At 29.5% G+C, this 22,986-nt stretch carries 10 protein-coding genes; 9 read left to right on the forward strand and 1 reads right to left on the reverse strand.

What is annotated here, in order from left to right:
- The first annotated feature begins 2 nt into the window (after positions 1–2).
- Positions 3–3,275 carry a hypothetical protein gene (locus VBM88_RS01405; protein WP_323680282.1) on the forward strand — a complete coding sequence of 1,091 codons (3,273 nt, stop codon included), beginning with the start codon at positions 3–5 and terminating at the stop codon, positions 3,273–3,275.
- A 46-nt stretch (positions 3,276–3,321) separates the two neighbouring features.
- Here the strand turns inward: VBM88_RS01405 and VBM88_RS01410 are convergent, their stop codons facing one another.
- A complete protein-coding gene (locus tag VBM88_RS01410; RefSeq protein ID WP_323680283.1) occupies positions 3,322–5,580 on the reverse strand; it encodes a hypothetical protein in 2,259 nt (752 codons plus the stop codon).
- Between the two features lie 163 nt (positions 5,581–5,743).
- On the opposite strand from VBM88_RS01410, the gene VBM88_RS01415 reads away from it, so the two are divergent.
- From VBM88_RS01415 to VBM88_RS01450, 8 genes are all read left to right on the forward strand, one after another.
- A complete protein-coding gene (locus VBM88_RS01415; protein ID WP_323176465.1) occupies positions 5,744–11,272 on the forward strand; it encodes a PDxFFG protein in 5,529 nt (1,842 codons plus the stop codon).
- A gap of 13 nt (positions 11,273–11,285) precedes the next feature.
- Positions 11,286–14,342, forward strand: a complete 3,057-nt coding sequence (locus VBM88_RS01420) for a hypothetical protein (RefSeq protein ID WP_323176464.1) — start codon at positions 11,286–11,288, stop codon at positions 14,340–14,342.
- Entirely contained in the window at positions 14,342–15,391 is a 1,050-nt protein-coding gene (locus VBM88_RS01425; protein WP_323176463.1) for an ABC transporter permease, read from the forward strand. Before VBM88_RS01420 ends, VBM88_RS01425 begins: the two co-directional genes overlap by 1 nt.
- A gap of 98 nt (positions 15,392–15,489) precedes the next feature.
- Positions 15,490–16,449, forward strand: a complete 960-nt coding sequence (locus tag VBM88_RS01430) for an ABC transporter permease (protein ID WP_323176491.1) — start codon at positions 15,490–15,492, stop codon at positions 16,447–16,449.
- 9 nt (positions 16,450–16,458) lie between these two features.
- Entirely contained in the window at positions 16,459–17,709 is a 1,251-nt protein-coding gene (locus VBM88_RS01435; protein ID WP_323176462.1) for an ABC transporter ATP-binding protein, read from the forward strand.
- A 3-nt stretch (positions 17,710–17,712) separates the two neighbouring features.
- Positions 17,713–19,038, forward strand: a complete 1,326-nt coding sequence (locus VBM88_RS01440) for an ABC transporter ATP-binding protein (protein WP_323176461.1) — start codon at positions 17,713–17,715, stop codon at positions 19,036–19,038.
- A 44-nt stretch (positions 19,039–19,082) separates the two neighbouring features.
- Positions 19,083–20,186 (forward strand): variable surface lipoprotein, encoded by a 1,104-nt coding sequence (locus VBM88_RS01445; RefSeq protein ID WP_323176460.1) that lies wholly within the window; start codon positions 19,083–19,085, stop codon positions 20,184–20,186.
- A 445-nt stretch (positions 20,187–20,631) separates the two neighbouring features.
- A complete protein-coding gene (locus VBM88_RS01450; protein WP_323176459.1) occupies positions 20,632–22,767 on the forward strand; it encodes a C1 family peptidase in 2,136 nt (711 codons plus the stop codon).
- The last annotated feature ends 219 nt before the right edge of the window (positions 22,768–22,986 follow it).

Consider the following 22,986-nt stretch of genomic DNA (forward strand, 5'->3'; position numbering starts at 1 on the left):
ATATGAAAGCAAGATTAAAATCATTAGTTTTAGGTTTAAGTGGTGCAGCATTACTTTCACCAATGTTATTAGTATCATGTAATAACTCATCAAGCTCACAAAAAAGTCAAGCAGAACTTAAAGCAGAAAAATCAAAATTAAATACAGATATTCAAGCTGAATTTAACAAATACAGCTCAGTTGCCAAATCTGGAGATAGCTTAGATCAATTAGTATCAAAAAAACAAAATGAATTATTTGCTTTAATTGCTGAATTAGATAAAAAAGAAGTTTTATCAGATTCAGACGTTAAGAAATTAGCTGACTTTTTACAAACATTAAAAGATCAAGCTGCAGACGTATTATTACGTGGATTTGTTGATAAAAACTTAGAAGTTGTTGCAATTGAAAAACAACTTGAAGCAGCTAAAAAGGAATTAGAAGATCTTAAAGCCGACACTGAAGGCGCAAACAAGGAAACATTAGCAGAAAAAGAAAGAGAAATTCAGGCTCTTAACGATCAATTAGAAATTGCTAAAAATGAATTAGAAGATGTTAAGTCAAAAATGGTAAAGAGAGCTCCTTCAGGTAAGCAATCATTACTTAAAATCACAAAAGCAATTCTTTTCTACTTAAGCTCATTAAAATCAAAATACCCTGAACTTTATAAATCAAACCAATCAATCATTGATGGTGCTGTTTCAACATGAGAAAAAAGTAGTAAAGAATATGAAGCTCAAGAAGACGACTACGATAACATTAACTATTTCTATGCTCAAACAATGTATGCTTTAAACTGATACACAATTATTAAAAATTACTTCCCTGAAGCTAAAGTTGAAATGCCGTTTCCTAAAGAAGAATTCATGAATTCATTATTCCAATGAAGAATTAAAGATTTAGAAAATGTTGCAGCTAACTTATCAAGTATGGATCGTTCAACTTTATCAGCTGAAGAAAGTGCAAAAGTTGATGAAAACATTCAATTAGTTAATGGTGTTAAAACAAACTATGAAGAAGCATTAAATACATCTACAAACTTAGACGAACAATTTATTAACTTCCAAGCATTAGAAATTCAATTCTGAAGCAAATACATTTACAACACAAATTCATTCAATGAATATAGACCTTCATTAATGGTTCCTTCATTAAGAATTTCTAAGTTCCCATTATCAAATGAAATCATTGATGCAGAAGTTTTAGAGCAATTAAAACCAGTTTCTAAAGAAATCGCAGACAAGTTCTCGGATTTCTACAAAAACACAGGAATTAAATACTTACCTTCAGTTTACTACACAAATCTTTACAACCAATTCCGTGATGATCTTTTCAATGTTATTAGATACCAATTTATCCTTAAACAAACCACATTAGAGGGGTTATTATACGTTCTTTCAAAATCGGAAAATGATTTATCAAAATACAATATTGATACAACACAAATTCTTGCTGATATTAACGCAAAAGCTAACGAAATGTATGATGGAGCCTACAGCGGTAGCACATACGCTCTATACAATAGAAAAGTTAAGGCAAAATGAAATGAACAAATGTATGATGGAGATGAAAATTCAGCAATTTACAAATCATATAAAAAATTCAATACATGAGCTGTTAAGCAAATGAACGAAATTAAAGCTCTTTCACAAGAACAATTTGTTTCAGCAGTTGATAGATACATGTTAATTAAAGCTTTTGACTTTAAATTAAACACATTAGTTAACTTATTTGAATACTGAAAACTTCAAGTTATTGATCCAAAATCTGAAGAAATGGAAGCTGTTTTACAACTTTCAAAATCAGCTTCAAAATATCAAGCAAGAATTAAATCTGCAGAAGATTCAATCGCTGATTCAGAAGCTATCAAAGCAAAATTAAAAGAATTAGTAAGTTCATACAATTTGGATACAATTAACCATCCAGATTACACAACAATTGAACAATACTCATCTACTCTAAATGAAGATAAAGCTAAAGTTCAAGCAGTTATTGATGCATATTCAGCATTAACAGGAGCTGATGGAATGTTTGAATTTACATTTAGCCAAATTACAGACTTTTTCAATAGTGCTGTAGACAATTTCAGAACAATTATTAATAAATGAGATCAATTTGTTGCTGATTCTAATACAGAAGGTTTTGCTGAAACTTACAAAGTTTTAGCTGACTTCAAATCAGTATTAGAACAAAAAGTTGGTGATGAAAACGATGGTAACATGGATATGCTTTACGTAAAATTTGCTGATATTTACCAAGACAACAGATCAGGTGACAAATACACAAACGGGTTAGCTTTATTAGATGAATATACAGCATTTGCTAACTCTTTAAAACACGGTGAATTTGCTAATGAAACAGATGCTAGAGCGTACTTAAACGATAAATACTCACAATTTGAGCAATTAAATGTAAAAATGACAGCTGCTAGAGAAGAAGGTGGAGTATTTTATGCATTAGATGATTACCAAGGATTCACAGACGAATTAGACTATGAATGAGGTGAATTTGCAACTACATTCAGAGATCACGCTTATGATTCGATGTCTCTTGATGACTTAAATTCTAAAGTTGCTTCACTTAATGAAAAAGCCGTTGAATATTCAGTTAACTTTGGTAAATTACCAGCTGCAGGCAAAACATTTATGAAACTTATTGCAGATGATATCGAAAGAGAGAACTCAAACATTGAAAACTTTAGAAGACAAGATAAGAAAGCAAAACAAAGTTTATACATTGTTCCAGGTCAAGAAATTTATGCATTCATTAGACAAATGTATAAATCAGTTTCAGCCGAATTATCAGAAACTTCAATTAGTGAAGATCACCAAGATAAAGTTGTTTATGATGCAACACATAAAGCTATTGATAATTTAGTTAAAAAAGATTTAACATTTAGAAATATAATTTTTGCTAACGCTGATGGTTTTGAATACTTAACAGATGAACAAGAAGCATCAGGAAAACCTAAATCAGAGTTATATACAGAAATGATGAATTTAGAATCAGTTTACTATCAAGCTAACTTAGCATACTTAAAAGCTGATGATAGTTCAAAAGATGAGAAAAAACAACAATTACAACAAGCTAGAGTAGCTTACTACAACTTCTTAAATTCAGATAACTTCTCAATTTCAAGAAGTTCATACTTAAAATTCAATTTAAATGTTTACCGAACATATGACGATGATAGTGAATTTACACCATTTGATTTAGCATTATTATTTGCTCAATACGATGGTTCAATTGAATTATTAAGATTCGTTGAGAAAACATACATTAAAAACAATCAATAATTTATTTAGTTAAAAAACTGGTATCAAAAACCAGTTTTTAATTTTTTTAATTACTAAATTTGAACTTAATAAGGTTTAAATCCTCAGTTGATTTTTGATTATCAGAAATTTGTTTTTCTAATAACTTTTCAATGTTCGCAGGATCAGTCACATATCTTTTTATAGCTATATCCAAGGCGTTTTTGTAACTTAGGTATCTTTTATGCTCAGCACCATGGTAATCAATTGCCATTAAATCTAATTCATATCTACCATCTTCTTTGTATTGTCTGAGTTTCTCAGGATCTTTTTCAGCTTCTTTAATGTCTCTCTTAGCTTTCTCTACACATTTAAAATTATCATCAACTAATTTATTGATTTCCCTTATTTTAGTTGTTAAGAATGTTTTGATATTTTGTTTTCTATTTAAATCATTTTTCAGATTTGTAAGTATATTTGTTAGAAATTCATTTACTTTAGTGAATTTTGAAACATTAATTTGAAAATTGGATTGTAAGTTTGATTTTAAATTAGCTTTATATTCTTCTTTAAAATCATTAACTTGCTGTCTGGTTTCGCCAGTGATTCAACTTTCATTATAGTCAGCAAGGGTTAATTTATTTTCTCAGAAAGTGTTAATTACAAAATTATTAATGCTTGAAAATGCTTTAAGTAACATTTCTTGGTCTGATGTAATTTGACTATTATTGCTTTCAATTTTTGCAAAATCATAATTTGGTTCAGAACTGTTTATAGTTAATATTTCATTTTTAACAGTGTTCAATCTAAAATCTGAATTTTGCTTTAGACTTTCTAAAGTTTCTTTTGCTGTTTGCAATTGAGTAAATCAAAATTTAATTTTCTCTTCTTTATTAGTATTAAAGTAACTTGAATTAATGAATTCATTATGAGCGATATTTGCTTCTTTGGTTTTTTCAGTGATCATTCAAAGTTGTTCGCCTAAAAAGAAATCCTGAAGTTCTAATTTTGCTTTTTCAATTAATAATGGTTCTAATCTGTCAAAATTATTGTTATAAAAGTCTTTGTAAGATTGATATGAACCTGTTGCTCTATTGAGTACGGTTAAATTTGCAGTTTGCATTTCGAGAACTTTATTGTAGATAATTTGTAAACTATCGGTTACAAATCTTATTTTCTTATAAATTAGTTCAATAGGATCTTCTTCAATAATTTGATTATATTTTGTGACGGTTTCATCTAATATATCTTTGAGCTCATCTGAATTGGTTTCATTAATATAACCCTTCATATAGTTAAAAAGTGTTATAAATTTGTTGTATTTCTGAGTTAAATATTCGATAAATTTATTCCTAATTTCACTATCTGCTAGGTGTTTTAGTTTTGAAAGTAATTCTGTATCTGTTTTGAAATGAGCACTTAAATAGTTGTTAGTTTGAATTAAATTTGATTGAATTTGTCAATTCAGACTCATCAATTTTATACTTGATAAATTCAAACTAATTAATTCATTATCTAACTTATCTAAATATTGATAATTACTTTTAATACCTTCTAATTCAGCGTGATAGTTATTTCATAACTGGTCATTTTTAAAACATAAATCCTCAATTAATGGAACAAACTCTTCTACATTTGCTTTTGTTAATATGTGATTTTCAAGGAAGTTTATGATTTTTTCACATTCTAAAATATGACTTTCCACAATATTATTTATTTTATTCAACACTTCTTGTTCTGTTGTGTTTAAATTGTGAAATTCAAAATTAGTTCATAAATTTTTAAATTCTTTAAGCCACTTAATTGATGATTTCATTTGACCTACAACAAATTCTCTATATTGTTTTATGTTTTCTAAAAATTTATTCATATTTTGAGGTTCTTGAATAAAAAAGTCTTTGTAAACATTTCTACCATGCAATAAGGTAGAATTATGTCATTTAAGGTCAGGGAAATCTAATAAATGCATTTTTGCTTGAGCACTTAAAATGCTTGCTACATAATTTATTCAAGTATTTGAATTAGCATTATTAAATGAACTAAGGTTTGATTGATTTAGTTCCGTTAGTGCATTAAATTTACTAAAAATTGCATCTTCATAATTTACAGTGTTTGACAATACTCTCGATTCATTTACACCTACAGGAGTATTAAAAATAGGTGCAGGTTGCACAACGGGTACATTGATTTTGCTTTTATTTTCTTTCTTTTCGATTGGTTCACTAGACACTGGTGCAGACTGAATATTTCTTACAATTAATCAAGTTCCTACACCGATTGAACCTGCGACCATTAGTGAACCCAAAATTGTTAGTCATTTATTTTTAAATATTTTTATTTTCTTCATTTTTCTCCTCACTTTATTAGTAAAAATGATCAAAAAAGAACTAAAAAAGAACATAATAAGCTTTTGAAAAATCTACATTTAATGTAAAATTGAATTTATTTATATATTTATATATAAATAAGGATTTTTAATCAAAATTTGAAATTCAATAAAGGAGTACTATATGAAAAATTTAGCTTTAAAATACAAAGTTTTATTAGCATTAGGTATATTAGCAGGAGCGTCCGGTATTGCTGTTGGTTCAATTTACGGATATGCAAATAATTCTGACGAAAAGAATGGACCAACAAATCCAGTTGATCAAAAATTGTTTGTAAACAACTTTAAAAAATTCTATGATGAAAATGATCAAATTAAACCTGAAGTTTCTGTTTTAGATCCACTTAAATCAAAAATTGTTGCTAATGTAGTTTCAAACAATGGAACTTACAATGAATACAATTTTGTTGGCGAAACAGAAAAATATTCATTTGACGAATTTTTCAAAGAATATTACAAAAGATACAATGAATCATTCATATTAGAAGTTAAATACGGCTCATTCAGTTTTTACAATGAGTACGTTTTAGCTGTTAGACCAAAACAATTTATTGAATTTTCAAATTGATTTATGTCAAACGTATCTTGAGGTCCTGACCTCTTAACTTTAGACTCATTTAGAATTGTTCCAGGAGTTGAGCAAAATGGTAATGCTATTACTTTAGGGTCTCACTCAACATTGCACAAAGAATACAGCGAAATTAAATTCTTCCCTGATGCATTCTTTGGTTCATTACCTTACTACTCAACGGTTGGTGGTAGAGGAAATGCACAAGATGCGTTAACTTATTCAACATTTAATTATGAAGTTCCTAAAGCTGATGTTGATATGTTCTTAAATAACATTCCTTTAGCAACTGCAATTAAAAACTCTTCAATGCTACCTAACAATACAGCATTTAGAGAAATTACTATTCCAAGAAAATTAATTAACAAAGAATTCTTAGTTTACATTCCAGGTTCAGCGCCACAACTTGATGTTGAAAAAATTCAAACTGTTTACTTGCCAAGCAACATTAGTTCTGAAGAATTTGCAAAAGTTGCAGAGGAACTCAAACCTAACTTTGGTACAGTTTCATTAAGTGACTTCAAACCAGTTATTATTAAAGATGTTAACAGTAACTACAATACAGAAAAAAAGAAAACAACTTTTGAAGTCTTCTTTGATTACAAAAATAAAGCTGACTCAGACGCGGTTAAAAACTTTGATAGAGATTCACTTTCAGAAACTGATAAAGCAAAACTTGATCAAGTTATTGCTGCTAGAGGTGACTTTGATGTTAGAACAAGTTTAGACTTTACAAGAATTTCTGAAGCTTCAGCAATTACATACAGAAACTTCGTAAAAGCTATAAATGAAGATATTATTCACTTCTTAGATTTTTATGACATTAATTCATATGTTGGAACAAAACTTTTTGTTTATAAAGAAGGAGATAAAACTTACTACTTTGATTCATTTGTTAAAGCAATCAATGAAGTTCCTGCTTTAAAAGATAAAACTTATGAAGAACAAAAAACATTAGTTAAAGAATGTGAAATTAAAGAGTTTACAATTCAAAACTCTGGTTCAACACATATGCTTTCAGTTAAACTTGAAGACTCAAACAGATTTATCTTACGTGAACAATTTGTCGCAAGTGCTTCAAATAATTATTCACCAGCTGGATTTGCTCAATTTAAGGAAGCTGCTGGATATTTAGGTTCAATTACTCCTCTTATTTTAGGTTACACAAGTGAAGAAAAAGATGCTAATGGACAAACATTAAGAGGACTTGATTCAAGAAAATACCAAGTTTATACAGAAGTTTATAATGGACTTGCTGAAAAAGTTCTAGAAAAATACCCACACTTACTTAAATCATTAAACGGACCACACTTAGAAAAATCTGTAAATGATAAAGGGGTATATGAATACAAAATTGTTCAAGGTGAATACAAAGGTGTTTCAGAATCAGATAGAATTGGACTTCCACTTGTTTTAGGAACTCTTATTGAAGACTTTGAAGGTATTTCAACAGACTTCTTAAAATATGTTGCAACTCACGAATATGGACATCACTACACACTTGATCAAGGTCAATCTTGAATCGATTCTAAAAACCCTATTTTAGTTGGTGGTCTTTCAACTCGTGGTGGAGCTAGCGACTCTTCATTCTACTCATACAAATCTCTTAAAAACTATTTAGAAGCTAGAACAAACCTTACAGTTATTAGAACAAACAGTTTAGGTGCTCCAACTGAAAATGGTAAATTCATCAAATTCCAGTTTGGTATCCTTGACGAAAACGGAAAAGTTGTTTCTCAAGAAGTTGAAACTAAAAATCAAATGTGAGGTGCTGTAGGTGTAGCTGGACAAGACATCTACACAGTGTTAGCTAACCCACAAAGACGTTTCTTACAAGATTATGATGGAATGATTGAAGCAGCTAAACTTAGAAAAGTTGCTCCCGGGGACTTATTTATTGCAAACTCATTTGACGAACAATCAGGAACACTTAACCCAGCAATTTCTGGAAAATCTAAAGTATTCAAAAAATTCGAAAATGGTGAAATTAAATTTGCACAAGTAACTGCTAAAAACGTTATTGAGCAATTAACAGATGGTTCTGGACAACCTATTGCGCAATTTGTTGACTTTATCAATGATGATGAATTCAAAGTTAGAGTTTATGAGACTGGAACTGTAAATGACAAAACAGTTATTACAAAAGTTAACTTCAAAAAACCAGATGGTTCACCAGTTATTAATGTTCCTTTAAATGTTGAACTTGATACAGAAAGCTGAAACTACATTCGTTCACAAGAAAGATTAATTGTTCAATCACTTCAAGAAGTTATCAAAGCTGACTTATTTGATTCAGGATGAAACACTAATGCGACAAGATTAGGTGGTTCACTTGCAATTTACCTTAAAGACTTATTTAATGCAGTTGATTTAAATGACTACTTTAAATTATTTAAAAACAGAGGAAACCAAATTGAATACGATCCACAATACAACTCTGTTTTAGCAAACTTTGCTCAACCAGGTCAAGATGCACCTGAACAACACAGAGAAGCATTACAATACTTATCACTTCGTTCAAGTTTACAAGGTTCACTTAGAGATATTGTTAACACATTCTATGGTTATATAGATACAGAATACAGAATGCAAAATAGAGCAAACATTAACTCTGTTTTAACATTTGCAAACTACAGAGATTTACAAAACTCAACTAAATATACATTCCCATATGTTTCAAGCTCAGCGTTCTTAAGTACATACACATACTCAAAAGACAGACTTAGTCAAACAATGAATGAGTACGCTAATGAATTGGGACTTGAATCAATTGATGGAAGATGACAAAATAACTTTTCTATTGCATTTTCATATGCTCTTGGAATTGCTAGATTAGGTAACAACTCATCAGACTTGTTTACTTACTTAGACAAAGACCAAAATATGTTAACTTTAGAAAACTTACGTGAGTTACTTACAAGTGGTCCAGATGCTTTTGATAAAACTGTGAAATATGTTGGACTTAATCCATTCTCATCAGCTTACAAAAAAGCTGATTCAAACTTAATTGAAGCTTTTGTTGCTAACTACAAAGTTAATGCGACAAGATTAGATACAAACAAAACTGCAAAATCACTTGCTTTTGCTTCGCTTGATAAAATGATGGAATTATTATCAATTGACTACTCAAAAGCTTCATTTGATGTTGCTTCTAAATCATTCAATTGAGATTTAGATTATGTAAAATCAAAATTTGATTTAAACAAAATTAAATCAGTTGTATTAGCAGGTGATTTCACAGTTTCAACAGATAAAAAAGTTGAAATCGGTGCATCACAACAACTTTTAGCTAACTATGCAATGAAAGCGTTTAAAAACTCAAACTTACTTCTTGCAGTTAAAGACTTTAATGTTGCTACTGATTTAGTTGCTAACCAAGCATTCTTCTCAAAAGAATATGGAATTAGAATTGAAAGTCCTGAATTTAGAGAAAACTATGTTGAAGACGCTTCATTAATTAACCCAGAATCAAAATTACAATTTGATGCAGCTAAATTACAAGAATTCCTTAATGAACTTCTTTCAAAATATGGTGTAAGTGATTACAAACAATATTTTGATACTCATGACTTAATCCTTTTATTAGGAAACATTACATTCATTAGAAACTTTGGTGTTATTGGAGAAAATCTTCTTATCGGTGATATTTACTATGGTGGATTCTCTTCAGGTAAACCATCAAGTGATGTATTCAACTACAATGAAACAAGAGTTGAGCCATTATTAAATGACAAATTCACAGATTATATTTACTCAATTGCTGAAACTTTAACAAGAGATTATGTTCAAACAACTTACTTACCAAGTTTTGAAAATTTTGGTAACTTACCAAAATTCTTAGGTGGAGTAAATGAATCAGTTACTGGACTTGATTACATTGTTGATGGAACTAAATTAGCCTACTTAAACGATATCAAAAATAGTCAATCAGATATGGTGCAAGGTATTTATGCAGCTATTCAATCACATAAATACAAAGAATACATTGCACAAACTTTAGATTTCCAAATTCAAACAAATATTAAGATTGCTGAATTCAAATCTAAAGTTGATAACTTAAAATTAAATTTAATTCCAGCTGCTGAAGCTGCAATTGCTGATCATAAAGAACAAATTAAATCTGAAGAACAAAAATTAGCTTCAATGCAACAAGGTAGCGACGAATACAATCAAACAGAACAAAAAATCACTGACCTTAAAGCACAATTAGCTGCCAAAGAGCAAGAATTCAATAACTTACAAGCAGAACTTTCAAGAACTAATATCGATTTAGCTAACGAATCAATTGAAAAGAATAAAAAACTTGTAACTCAATTCAAGGAACCTATTTTTGGAATCTGAAATGACACATCAATGCTTCAAAGAAATGAAGATGGAAGAAGAAATTCAAACTACTTTGGAAGCTTCATCTCAAATAACAACGGATTCTTTAAAGATAGATTTGAAAAAGAAAAAATCGGTATGGAACTTTATGATGAAAACAGAAATGCCATCCAAGATAACAACATTAGATTAAAAGACTTTGAAGGAAACAAAATTACTTCAAGACCTAAAGCATTCTTTGTTTCACAACTTCTTAACTATGGAGTTTCAGAAAGAACAATTTCAGGTATGTTCAGAAACAAAAAACTTGATGCAGTTGCTATGTATGGATACATTCCAAATCAATTAGCAGAGCAAGTTAAATACATTAAGTTCACTGACATTGATACAAATGAAATGCACTACTTACCTGTCAACATTGATAAAACAAACAACATTTTCTATTATGAAAAACAAGGTGATGCAGATTCTAAAGTTACACTTGAACAATTAGGTTACCAATCTTGAATTTCTGATTATGCACTTATGTCTAAATACAGAAACTCATTATTAAAACCAAAACACAGATTCTATATTGATTTTGCTAATGAAAATAAAGATACAATAGGTGGATTTACAATTGGTGACCTTGATGCAATGATTGAAAACGGTAAAGCTGATGAACAATCACCAATCAAGATAATGCCTGAAAAAGATGAAAACAACAATGACACAGGAAAAACGATTATTTACGTAGATTACCAATTTAACATTTCAGGATAATAAGGAGAAGAAGATGAAATTAAAAAATAAATTATTATTGACATTAACAGCAGCTTCTGCTCCTGTTGTCTTGTCAATTGCATTACTATCTTGTCAATCAGGTGGATTATTCACAAAATCAATTGATTATGATTTAGGATTAGCAACTGAACCAATTAACAACTTAAACTATGTTAGATATAAATCAATGGACAAAATTGTTCCATCATTAGTGGACTCATATTTAAAAACAGGTCCTACAGCTCAACTTAAATCATTACTTAACAAAGCTTCATACAACTTTGTTGTTATGGAAAATAGTACAGTTAAAGATTCGGCTAAATTCACTGACTACTTAAATGCATCTAGAAGTGAACTTTTAGATAATGATGGTAAAGGTAAAATTTCAAATGCATTCTATGGAATTGATAACTTCCAAACAGTGGGTGGATTAGCTGACTTATCAGATGGAAATATCCAAGAAAAAAGTACTATTTATGCTTACAGAAACCCTAGAAACCCTAATAACTATATGGCTATTACAGGATACACTAGAAAAAAACAAAATATGTGATCTAACGGTGACTTTGTAACTTCAAATGACATTAGAGATTACTTAGAATACATTTTAGACCTTAACACAGGGTCTCAAAAATTAGACACAGTTAGAAAATATGGAATTAGAGCAGTTGATAAATTTATTGACGCTCAAAAAGAGTACCAACAAAAATTCAAACAATCATATAAAAATCCATTTGGACGTAGAGATTATGTTTGATCAGAAGCATTGAACAGATACATTCAAAATCCAAACCAAGAAGTGTTTGCTTCACAAATCAAAGATGGAAATGGAAATCCACTTGATACTGTGGAAGTTGAAGCAATTAAGCAAGCTGCATTAGAATTTGGTTTCTATACAGGTCAATTATTCTTAGATTACGATAACGATTACATTGCAGAACACTTATCATTACCTGAAAACTCTTCTTTTGCTTTAGATAAAGAAGTTCAAGACTTTACAGTTTTAGTTAATGGTGAGAAAAAGCAAATTAAGATTGTTAAAAATATGTATGTAAACCCATACCAAGAGTTTAATAAAACAAACAAAGACTTACAAGGTACAATTAAAGCACTTTCAAGTAGTGAAAACTCATTTACAATGATTTTTGATGACACTAAAACACCTGATTTATCATATTTATTATTCACAATCCTTTACAACTTATTCCCAATCAATAGAAAACACGTTGAAACTGTTGCTGGTGGAATTGATAAATATGGTTCAGAACCTAAAACATTCTTAACATCAGGTCCATTTAAAATTGCACAAAATGGTGAAGGTATTCTTTTAGGAGATAATGGTTACATTATTCTTGAAAAAGATAAAGATTACTTTGATGCTGAAAACACAATTTCAAACAAAATCAAAATTATGTTCTCAACTAACAAGAACACAAACTCATTATTCTTTGAAGATGGTTTAATTTCACAAACATATATTCCTGCTTCAAAAATGAACCTTTATTGATCTGATCCTAAAATGAAAAAATACCTTAACAAAAACACAGGGTATGGAACAATTGCTTTTGCTTTCAACTTAGACAGCGAAACAAATGGAAATTCATATTTACAAGATCAAGATTTAAGAAATGCAATGTATTTTGCAGTTAACAGAGAAAAAGCTCTTAAATTCGTTGGATGAGATTTCTCATTCCCTGTTAACACTTGAACATCTTATGGACAATACAAAACATTCGATGGTAAAAACATTGAAATGTTCTTTGAAGGTCAAAAATCTACAACTAAAAATGGTAAAGAATTTGACTTACAAAACTACGAATTCGTTGTTCACTTAGCTAAGTCATTCACATTTGAAAAAACTGAACGTAAAGATTTAACTTACGATATTCAAACAGCAAAATACTATTTAGATAGATTCAAAGCAAAACATCCAGAATTACAATCAGTTAAATTTGAATTCTTAAACAATGGTTCAGAAGAACAAAAGAACGCTGGTTTATTCTTAAAAGGTGCTCTTGAAACTATGTCAAATGGTTACATTTCAATTGAATCAAAAACATTACCTGAAAACATATATGCAAGCTTTATTGAAAAAGGTGCATACCAAATTATTTATCAAAACTACGATAGATTAGGTGGTAACGGAGCACAGGATTATGTATCGGTATTCTTCAAACGTGATGAAGTTGATACAATCAACCAAAAAACAATTGCTTTCAAAGATAACCCAGTTGGTTCATACATTTATGGTGACTACATAGGTGAATTAGTTATTGAACAACTTCAAAAACAAGATGCTAGTGTTTCAAAACTTTCATTAATGCAATCTGACATTAATTGAATTAATACAATTATTAATTCAAACTCATTATCAGGGGACTATGCAAACATTGCATCAGATTATAATTCAGCAAAAGCTTCACAAAGTAGCAGTGAAATAGCAGCATTTGTTAAAAAATACGCAAAACCTGTTTCACTTGCGCTTGCAAGTTTAAATGAATCTAAAAAAGCAAGATATTCAGAGCAATACGTTGAAAACTTACTTGGGTATATTATTATTAATAACAAAAACATTAAAACAAACAGAATCAACAATGCATTTATTACATATTTAGCTACTGAATTTACAACAGAACAAATAGCTAACTTAACAAATGAAACACAACAAAGATTACAATTTAACCAAGAAGAATTATTAAGAAGCGAAAGCGCAAAACCAGATGATGCAATTCCAGTATTCTGAAATAAATTCATTGAGTTATCACTTCAACATCCAGATGAATCAATTTCACAATACACTTCAAGAATTAACTCATTCTTCTCAGGAAACTTCACAGATGAGGAACTTTTAGAAAACTGATCTCAAACAAGAGTTTACTTATTTATCGCAGGACTTGAAAAAGTTATCAGAGATACAGCAGTTGTAATTCCACTTATGGAAGTTGATACAAACTGAGAAATTACAAAAGTTGGAGGGGTTGATAGTTTATTCAGATTCTCACTTCAATATGCATACGATATGACAAGACCACCAATGGCAAAATTACCAAGAACTAAAGAAGGGAACTAATGAAAAAAGTACAAGTAGATAATAAAACTTATGAACTGAACGATAACAAAGTTATCTTCAGAAGTAAAAGAAATGTTGAATTAAAGCTTAAAGATAAACTTCTTTCAATTGATTCACCATTCTTAAAAACATCTTGAAAATTCTTAAAAATTATTGCTGAATTTATTGTTATCGGATTTATTGTTATATCAATTACATTCTTCTTAATTAACTCAGTTCCAGGTGAAAACCCACTTACACAAGGTAAGGATGAAACTGCAAGAAAAATTATTGAAGCAAAATATGGATTGGATCAACCTTTACTTACAAGATACTTTAAGTACTTAAATGGTCTATTCCACGGCGACTTTGGTATTTCTTATTCACTTTTCCCTGAACGTCCTATTACTGAATTTATTTGAGATAGATTTTACAAATCATTCTTAGTTGGAATTTTCTCAGTATTCTTAACAGTTACAATCGGTATTTCACTTGGTATTTGAGTTGGTAAAAATCCAGGAGGACTTGTAGATAACATTTCAACTGTTATTGTTTCAATTTTCTCATCTGTTCCTTCTATTATTTTCGCTTTACTTCTTGTCTTTATCGGACGTGTTGTCGGAATACCTTATGTATTTGACCAGTATAATTTTGCAACCTATATACTTCCTGGTCTAGCACTTTCATTAGGAAGCATCATTGTTTATATTAAATACATTAGAACAGAGCTTAACAGAGAGCTTAACTCAGTTCACGCTAAGTTTGCTTACTTAAAAGGTGTGTCAAGAAACAGATTCGTTTGAAGACATGCACTTAAACCTGCGCTATTCCCAATTGCTACATTCTTCCCAGCTGTTATTTTTGGATCATTCATCGGAAGTATCTTCATTGAACAAATTTTCTTAATTCCTGGTTCAGGAGGTATGTTGCTTAATGCTATTACTTCAAAAGACTACAATGTTATCTTATTTTTAATTGTTATGTTCTCACTTCTTACAGTTCTATCATATGCATTCAGAGATATTCTTTATGAAGCAATTGACCCAAGAATTAGAAGGAGAGGTGCTTAATGAAATTTAAAGAACATTTACACAAATTTAATTCATCAGTCAAAAAATTCTTCGAAAAAACAGCAAGCAAAATTAAAGAACGTGAAGCAACTGCTTCAATGTCTAAAGAAGAATTAGCAACAGCACCAAACCCAATTACACAACCATTTGTGTATCAGTCTTGAAAAATTGTCGGAAAAATTGTAGACTTCCAAACTGATATGCATATGCAAGCTCAACCAAGAGTTTTCAAAGAATTTATTAACAGATTCTCAAGAAGTTTTGCTGGAGTTTTTGGTTTTGTTACATTAGTTTCATTAATCTTATTAGCGATTATTATTCCATTTACAACACAAGATCCAAACGTTACAAGTGTTGATGATTCAAAACTTATTTTCAATACAGTAGATAGCAAGGGTGTATTTCACATTCTTGGAACAGATCACTTAGGAAGAGATTTTTGAGCTAGATTATGATGAGGACTTAGGTATTCAATTGCACTTGCGTTTGTTGTAACAGCAATTGAGGTTGCTATTGGACTTACAATTGGAATTATGATGGGTCAATTTGAATTCTTTGACAAAATTATGACTTTCATCATCAAAGTTATTTCAATTGTTCCTACAATTATCATCCTTATTTTAATGACTATTATTATCAAACCTAGTTTCTGAGTTGTTGTATTCTCACTTTCACTTACATCTTGAACAGGTATGGCTAACCAAATTAGAGCTCAAGTTAAGCGTGCTAAATACTTTGAATGAGTATCTGCATCAAAAGTCTTAGGTACACCAACTTGAAAAATTCTTAAAAACTATGTACCTGTTATATTACCTATTTTAATTACTCAATTAGTATTCACAATTCCTGGTGTTGTTTTATCAGAAACATCACTTGCATTCATCGGTCTTGCTATCGATGATGTTCCTACATTAGGAAACTTAATTTCTGAAGGTCAAAAATTATTCCCTGACTACTTAAGATACGTATTTGTTCCTTCAACATTCTTAATCTTAATTACAACAAGTGTTCAATTAATTGGTGCATCAGTTCAAGATGCATTAAGAAGACAAAGATAGGAGAGTTTTATGAAAAAAGATAATAACTTATCTAATCAATCAGAAAAACAATCATTCAAGTCTAAATGAGAACACTTTAAAAGAAAAATAAATGTTGCAATCACAAACGCTTTTTCTGGTATTGGATTAGGAAACAGAAAAAATATGTTTGATTGAGAAACATTTATGGAAAATGTTGAGTACAAAGAATTTTCAGATGGAACAAAACTTAAAATTGCTGCAGAAATTAAAGACATTCACTTATCATTCTTAAACCCATCTGTACCAGGTCAAAAGAACAAAGTTCTCCGTGGACCATCTATTCAAATTTATGAAGGAAAAGTTCATGCAATTATCGGTGAATCTGGTTCAGGTAAATCAGTTATTACATCTCTTCTTTATGGACTTACAGGAGATAATGCTGTAATTGATAGTGGTGAAATTAAACTTTACAATAATCACGTTGAGAAGTTCTCAATGCGTGATTGAGAACGTTCACACTATAGAGGAAGAGTTGTTTCAGCTGTCTTCCAAAACCCTATGTCTACATTAAACCCAACTATGAAAGTTGGAGCACAAATTATGGAAGGTATGCTTGTTAACAAAGTTGTTAAAAACAAAAAAGAAGCATACGAACGTGCTGTAGAATTCCTTAAATTAACAAAAATTAATGACCCTGAAGCTGTTATGAAATTATACCCACACGAAATGTCAGGAGGTATGATTCAACGTGTTGTTATAGCTGCTATTGTTGCGCTTGAACCAAAAATTTTAGTAATGGACGAGCCTACAACAGCGCTTGACCCAACAGTTCAAGCTTTAGTTCTTGAAGTTGTTAAAGAATTACAAGAAAAACTTAAATTATCAATCGTGTTTATTACTCACGACCTTGGAGTTGTTGCTTCGATAGCTGACTACATTTCAATTATGTATGCAGGTCAAATTATTGAAGAAGGAACTACAAGAGAAATCTTAAAATATCCACAACACCCATATACTTGAGGTTTAATCTTAAGTATGCCTGATGTTAATAATGGTAAAAGACTTTCAACAATTAGAGGTTCAGTTCCATCTAACTTAAATAATATTGTTGGAGATGCTTTTGCAGTTAGAAATGATTATGCACTTGGTAGAGATTTTGAAGTTGAACCTAACTTTTACTATGTTTCAGAAACACATAGAGTTAAATCAGCGCTTTTAGATAAAAGAGCACCTAAATATACACCACCTGCACACATTGCAAAATTATGAAAGGAGTTTTTAGCAAGTTCTAAAAAATAAGTTATGAAAAAAGACTATTACATAGAAACACAAAAAAAATTCCTTTTCTGAAAAAAAGAATTCATAAGATATAACATTAAAGGTGTAGATGAAATGTTAAAAGTTCCTCAAGGTAAGGAAGTTTTAGCAACATTAAGAAACGTGGATGTTACATATGGTTCTCGTTCAAAAGCATTTAGAGCTGTAGTAGACTTTAACTTAAACATTTACAAAGGTGAAGTTTTAGGTATTGTTGGTGAATCTGGTTCAGGTAAAAGTACAATTGGACGTGCAATTATCGGACTTACACCACACAGCTTTGGACAAATCAAAATCCTTGATAAATTATTACCTAAGAAAATGGTTAGAGGATTTAAGTTTGGTAAATCACTTAAAGAATATAAAGAAATCGTTAACTTTATGGTTAATAAAGTGCAAATGATTTTCCAAGATCCAGCTAACTCACTTAATCCACACGTTAATATTGAAACAGTTGTTTCTGAAGGTTTAACAAATACAAAGAACTCTAAAGAAATTTACTTATTTAACTACGACCAAGAGGTTGTTAAACATTTATACTCAATGATTGATAAAAAAGAATATCGTTCTTTATTTGGAAAGTTCAAAGATGAATTAGATCACAAAATTTCAATCAATGAGAATGTTGCATATGATGCTTTATATGTTGACTTTGAAAAAACGATTAATCAAACTTGAGGTTTATCAGAAGTTGCAGCTAAATTAGCTGAATACAAAGCAAAACGTGATGAATTAAATAAATTAACTGAAAATGAATGTAAAACAATTTTAGTTAAAGACATTCTTAAGAGTGTAGGACTTGATGAATCAGTTTTAAAACGTTATCCACTTGAATTCTCAGGAGGACAACAACAACGTATCGGGATTTCAAGAGCTGTTGTGCTTAGACCTACATTACTTATTGCTGACGAACCAATTTCAGCGCTTGACGTTTCTATCCAAGCACAAGTTGTAAACATCTTTAATGAACTTAAAGAAAAATATAATCTTACAATTGTGTTCATTGCCCACGACTTACGTATGGTTGAATATATTTCAGACAGAATTGCTGTTATGAATAAAGGTAGATTACTTGAAGTTGGTACAACTGAAGAAATTATGAAACACTCACTTCATCCATACACAAAATCATTACTTGAGTCAGTTCCATCAATCGATTCTGATAAAGGTAGCTTGCTAGGATATGAATATAATCCTGCAATGCATAATTACACAGAAGATTATCAACCTGAATGAATAAAAATCAATGATAATCACTTTGTGTTAGCTACACCTAAAGAAGTTCAAGATTGAAAAAATAATAAATATTAATTTAAATTCAAATAACCTAATAAACAAAATAGAAAGGAGGCTATATGAAAAAAATTAATAAAAGAATTTTATTTGGTAGTTTTTCATTAGTTTCAATGTCATTACCAATCGTTGCTCTTTCTTGCAATAATACAAACAACCCACAACCGAACCCAGGAGATAATAAAACAAATACAAATCCTGAAATTACATTCGAGCAAAGCAAAGCAATTGCTATTTCTCAAGTTGAATCATCATATTCAAACTTAACAGAGGAGCAAAGAACTAAGATTAAAGAATTAATCCAAACATCAGAAAACCAAGAACAACTTAAAAACATTCAAACAAATGCTAATTACTTAAATGAATTAGTTCCAAGTTTAAAAGAAGCTGTCGCAGATTATTCAGATGTTAAAGCTAGCTACAAATATGCAAATGATGACCAGCAAGCTAGAAAAGATGCATTCGATACTGCTTACAATAATGTTAATAATGTTGTAAATTACTTAGATTTTTCAAATAATGGAACTGTATTAAACTTTGATGTTGAGACACTTAAAGCGGCTTACAATGATACTAAAAATGCATTAGCTGGTCAAGAAGTTCAAAAAGATCCTAAACCAGCTATGTATACAGATGCAGCTACAAGATTCGGTAAATGATTCACACTTCCTGAAAGTCAAGAAGTTGCTTACACAATAGTTGATTCAACTAAACAATTTGAAGAAAACACATATGAAGTTCATACATTAGGACCAGTAGTTGATGGAAAAAGAACATATCCAATTAAAAACTACAAAGCTGATGCACCGGAATTACCTAATAATATTGAATTTTCTGTAAGTGATTTTCAAACATATCAAAAAATGATTAAACTTAGACAAAAGGTTCTAGACACTTTCTTTAGATTAATTGTTAAATCAGATGGTAAGAAAGTTTATGAATTTTTCAACCACGATACAGCTTATGCACCTACTAGATATTCAATTAGTAAATTAATGTTAATCATTGATAAATTAATTATCACAGGTAACATTTATGAAGAGTACTTAATTGAATTAGAGGGTACAAAGGAAGATTCAACAGTTAAACTGTTCCAAGATCCAGCACACAAATATTCATATTATGCTATCTTACCTAAAGCAGAGCAAATGAAAAACGCTGTGTAGTAAGTTTAAAAGTCAAAATTAAGTAGCTTATGCTACTTTTTTATTACAAAAAAGCACATCAAAGTTTATTCAATGCACTTAAATTATGTGTGATTAAATATATTTAAAAATTAGAAACGGAACAAATAGGAAAGCTTTGTATTCTTTTCCAATTTATGCTACAAAGTGGGAAACATGGTATAACCAGAGATAATTAAAAATAATAATCTCTGGTTTTTATATTCTTTAGTTTATTAAATTCTTAAAAAGTTGATTTTTAAAGAGTTTTTTATAAAAATTAGAATTTTTTATGACTTATACATATAACTAAAAAATTAGAAAAATATTTTTTTAAATATCTTAAATTAACAATTAAAAGCTTATAAAATAAGCGATATTTGTTTCAACAATTTGACTTTCATTAAAATACTTTACAAAAATATTAATTTTTATTTAAAATTAATATATGAGATTAAAAAATAAAAAAATATTAACTAGTTTATTAGTTAGTCCAAGTTTATTGATACCTTTTAGTGTGATAAGCACAGCCACATCAGCTGATTCTGACGCACCAAAATTAGAACTTTTTCAAACTAAAAGCGCAGAAGAAATTGCAAGAATGCCTTTTTTTGATGCAAGAAAACACAATTTAGTTACTGACGTTAAGAATCAAGGTCATGAAGGCCTTTGTTGAGCATATACAATTGCTTCAATTTTAGAAACCAATATTTTAAAAAATAATATAGGAAATTACACTAAAAATTCTTTAGATATTGATGAACACGCAATTGATTACATAAGTAATAGTTGAAATCATAATGCAGATAAGTTAAATTTAAATCCCGATGCTAAAGAATGAAAAGGAATTTTAGGTACAGGAAATTATTTATCTCACGCATTTAATGGTTTGATGAGAAATACATCCCCAATTGCTCAAACTAATCAAACTGAGTTTCCTAATTTTGATAACCCTACAATTGCCAAAATTAAAAAAGCTGTAAAAATTAATCATACTGTTGATGATATTAAATTAGCGATTGCCAAATACGGTTCTGTGGGAGTTGCTTATGCTTTTAATGAAATGAATTTTCATCCTGACACCGTTTGATACAACGAACCAAATTCAATTATTATAACTAAATCACCTGAAGAAAGACATATCAGAAATCATGCTTCAGTTATTGTAGGTTGAGACGATGATTATTATGCATCTAATTTTGGACCTGAAACACCGAAACAAAAAGGTGGTTTTATTATTAAAAATAGTTGAGGAACTAAAAACATGCATGCTCAGGGCTACTTTATGCTTTCATACGATTCATTAGATTTAATTCATGAAGTAATGGCAGTTGAAGTAGAAAATAATAATGCATATCAAAATACTTACTATTATGATACAAAAAATTCATTTTCTTTATTCGCAACCATTGACACTAATGAAAGAACAATGGCAAATATTTTCCCAGTTAAAAAAGCAAATGATGAAATTGTAGAAAAATTAAAGTCAATTAATTTTGCGCTTAAAGGTTCAAACATTACTGCTGAAATCAAAATTTATGTTAAAAATTCTTCAATGTCTAATCCTGAAGATGGTGAACTAAAATTAACTCAAGAAGTACAAATTCCAAATTCTGGTGATAAAGGATTTTATACAATTGATTTAAATGAAGAAATTATTTTAAAGAAAGATCAATATTTTTCAATCATTGTTGATGTAACTAATAAAGGTGAAAAAAACGTAGATTTGGTGGCAAGCTATGAAACTAGAGATATTTTGAGTTTTTATAAATATAATAATCAATGAGTAAATAGCAAAAAAAGTTTTGTTGTATTTGGAATTAAGGCTCATACTCTTGAAGTGCCAATTAATGAATTAAATAAAGGCACAGCAGTTGGTGAAGAAAATAAAGAATTAGATGACATTTCTAAAACTAATACAAATAATAATCCTAGTGAATCAGATACGGAAAATAATCCACCTAGAAGCAATGACGGTGAAAGTGAATTAGAAAGCTCTGAAGGTGAAGTAGAAACAGATACAGGAACTAATATAGAAGAGTCATCAGATAGTGAGATTTCAAGAGAAGAAGAAACAAGTTCTCCAAAAACTGATGAATCTGAAACAGGTTCAAGTTCAGAAGAAAATAATCCGATTTCAAAAGAATCTGATGTATCTAATGTTGAAGACAATAGTTCGCCAGTATCTGAAGATACTACTAAAAATAAAAATATAACTGATGAAAGTTCATCAGAAGATGTAACTAATTCAAGCTCTGAAACAGGAACAGATTCAGCATCTCAAGATAATAACAAACCTGTAACAGAAGATTCTGCAACTGAAAATAAAGATGCAATAAATGAAAATCCAACAAGTGATCAAGCTAATTCAAATCCAACTACTAATGAAAGTTCAACTATAGAAAAGAATAATTCTGATAATAAAAAAGAATTAGAAGATGTTTCAATAGAATCTGAAAAATCTAAAACCAATAAAACACATGTTATTTTATGAAGTATTTTAGGTGTTACAACTGGAATTATAACTTTTGGTATAGCAACTTTCTTTATTGTTAAATTAATGAAAAAAAGAGTTAAAAAATAATTTAACTCTTTTTTTCTTTTAGAAGTTTAAAAAGTTTATTAGCAATTAGACTGATGTATTTATCAACCTATAGACACGTCAAAGGTTATATATGTCTTTGTTTCTTAAGTTTAGTTTTATTTAAATTTTAGTTTTCAAAATTAATGATTTAACTGGATTATCTAGAAAAGATAAATTTACAGAAAATAGATTAATTGACAGGATGAACAATGTCAAAGA

Source organism: Mycoplasma sp. 1232, from assembly GCF_034863345.1.
Taxonomy (GTDB): domain Bacteria; phylum Bacillota_I; class Bacilli_A; order Mycoplasmatales; family Metamycoplasmataceae; genus Mycoplasmopsis.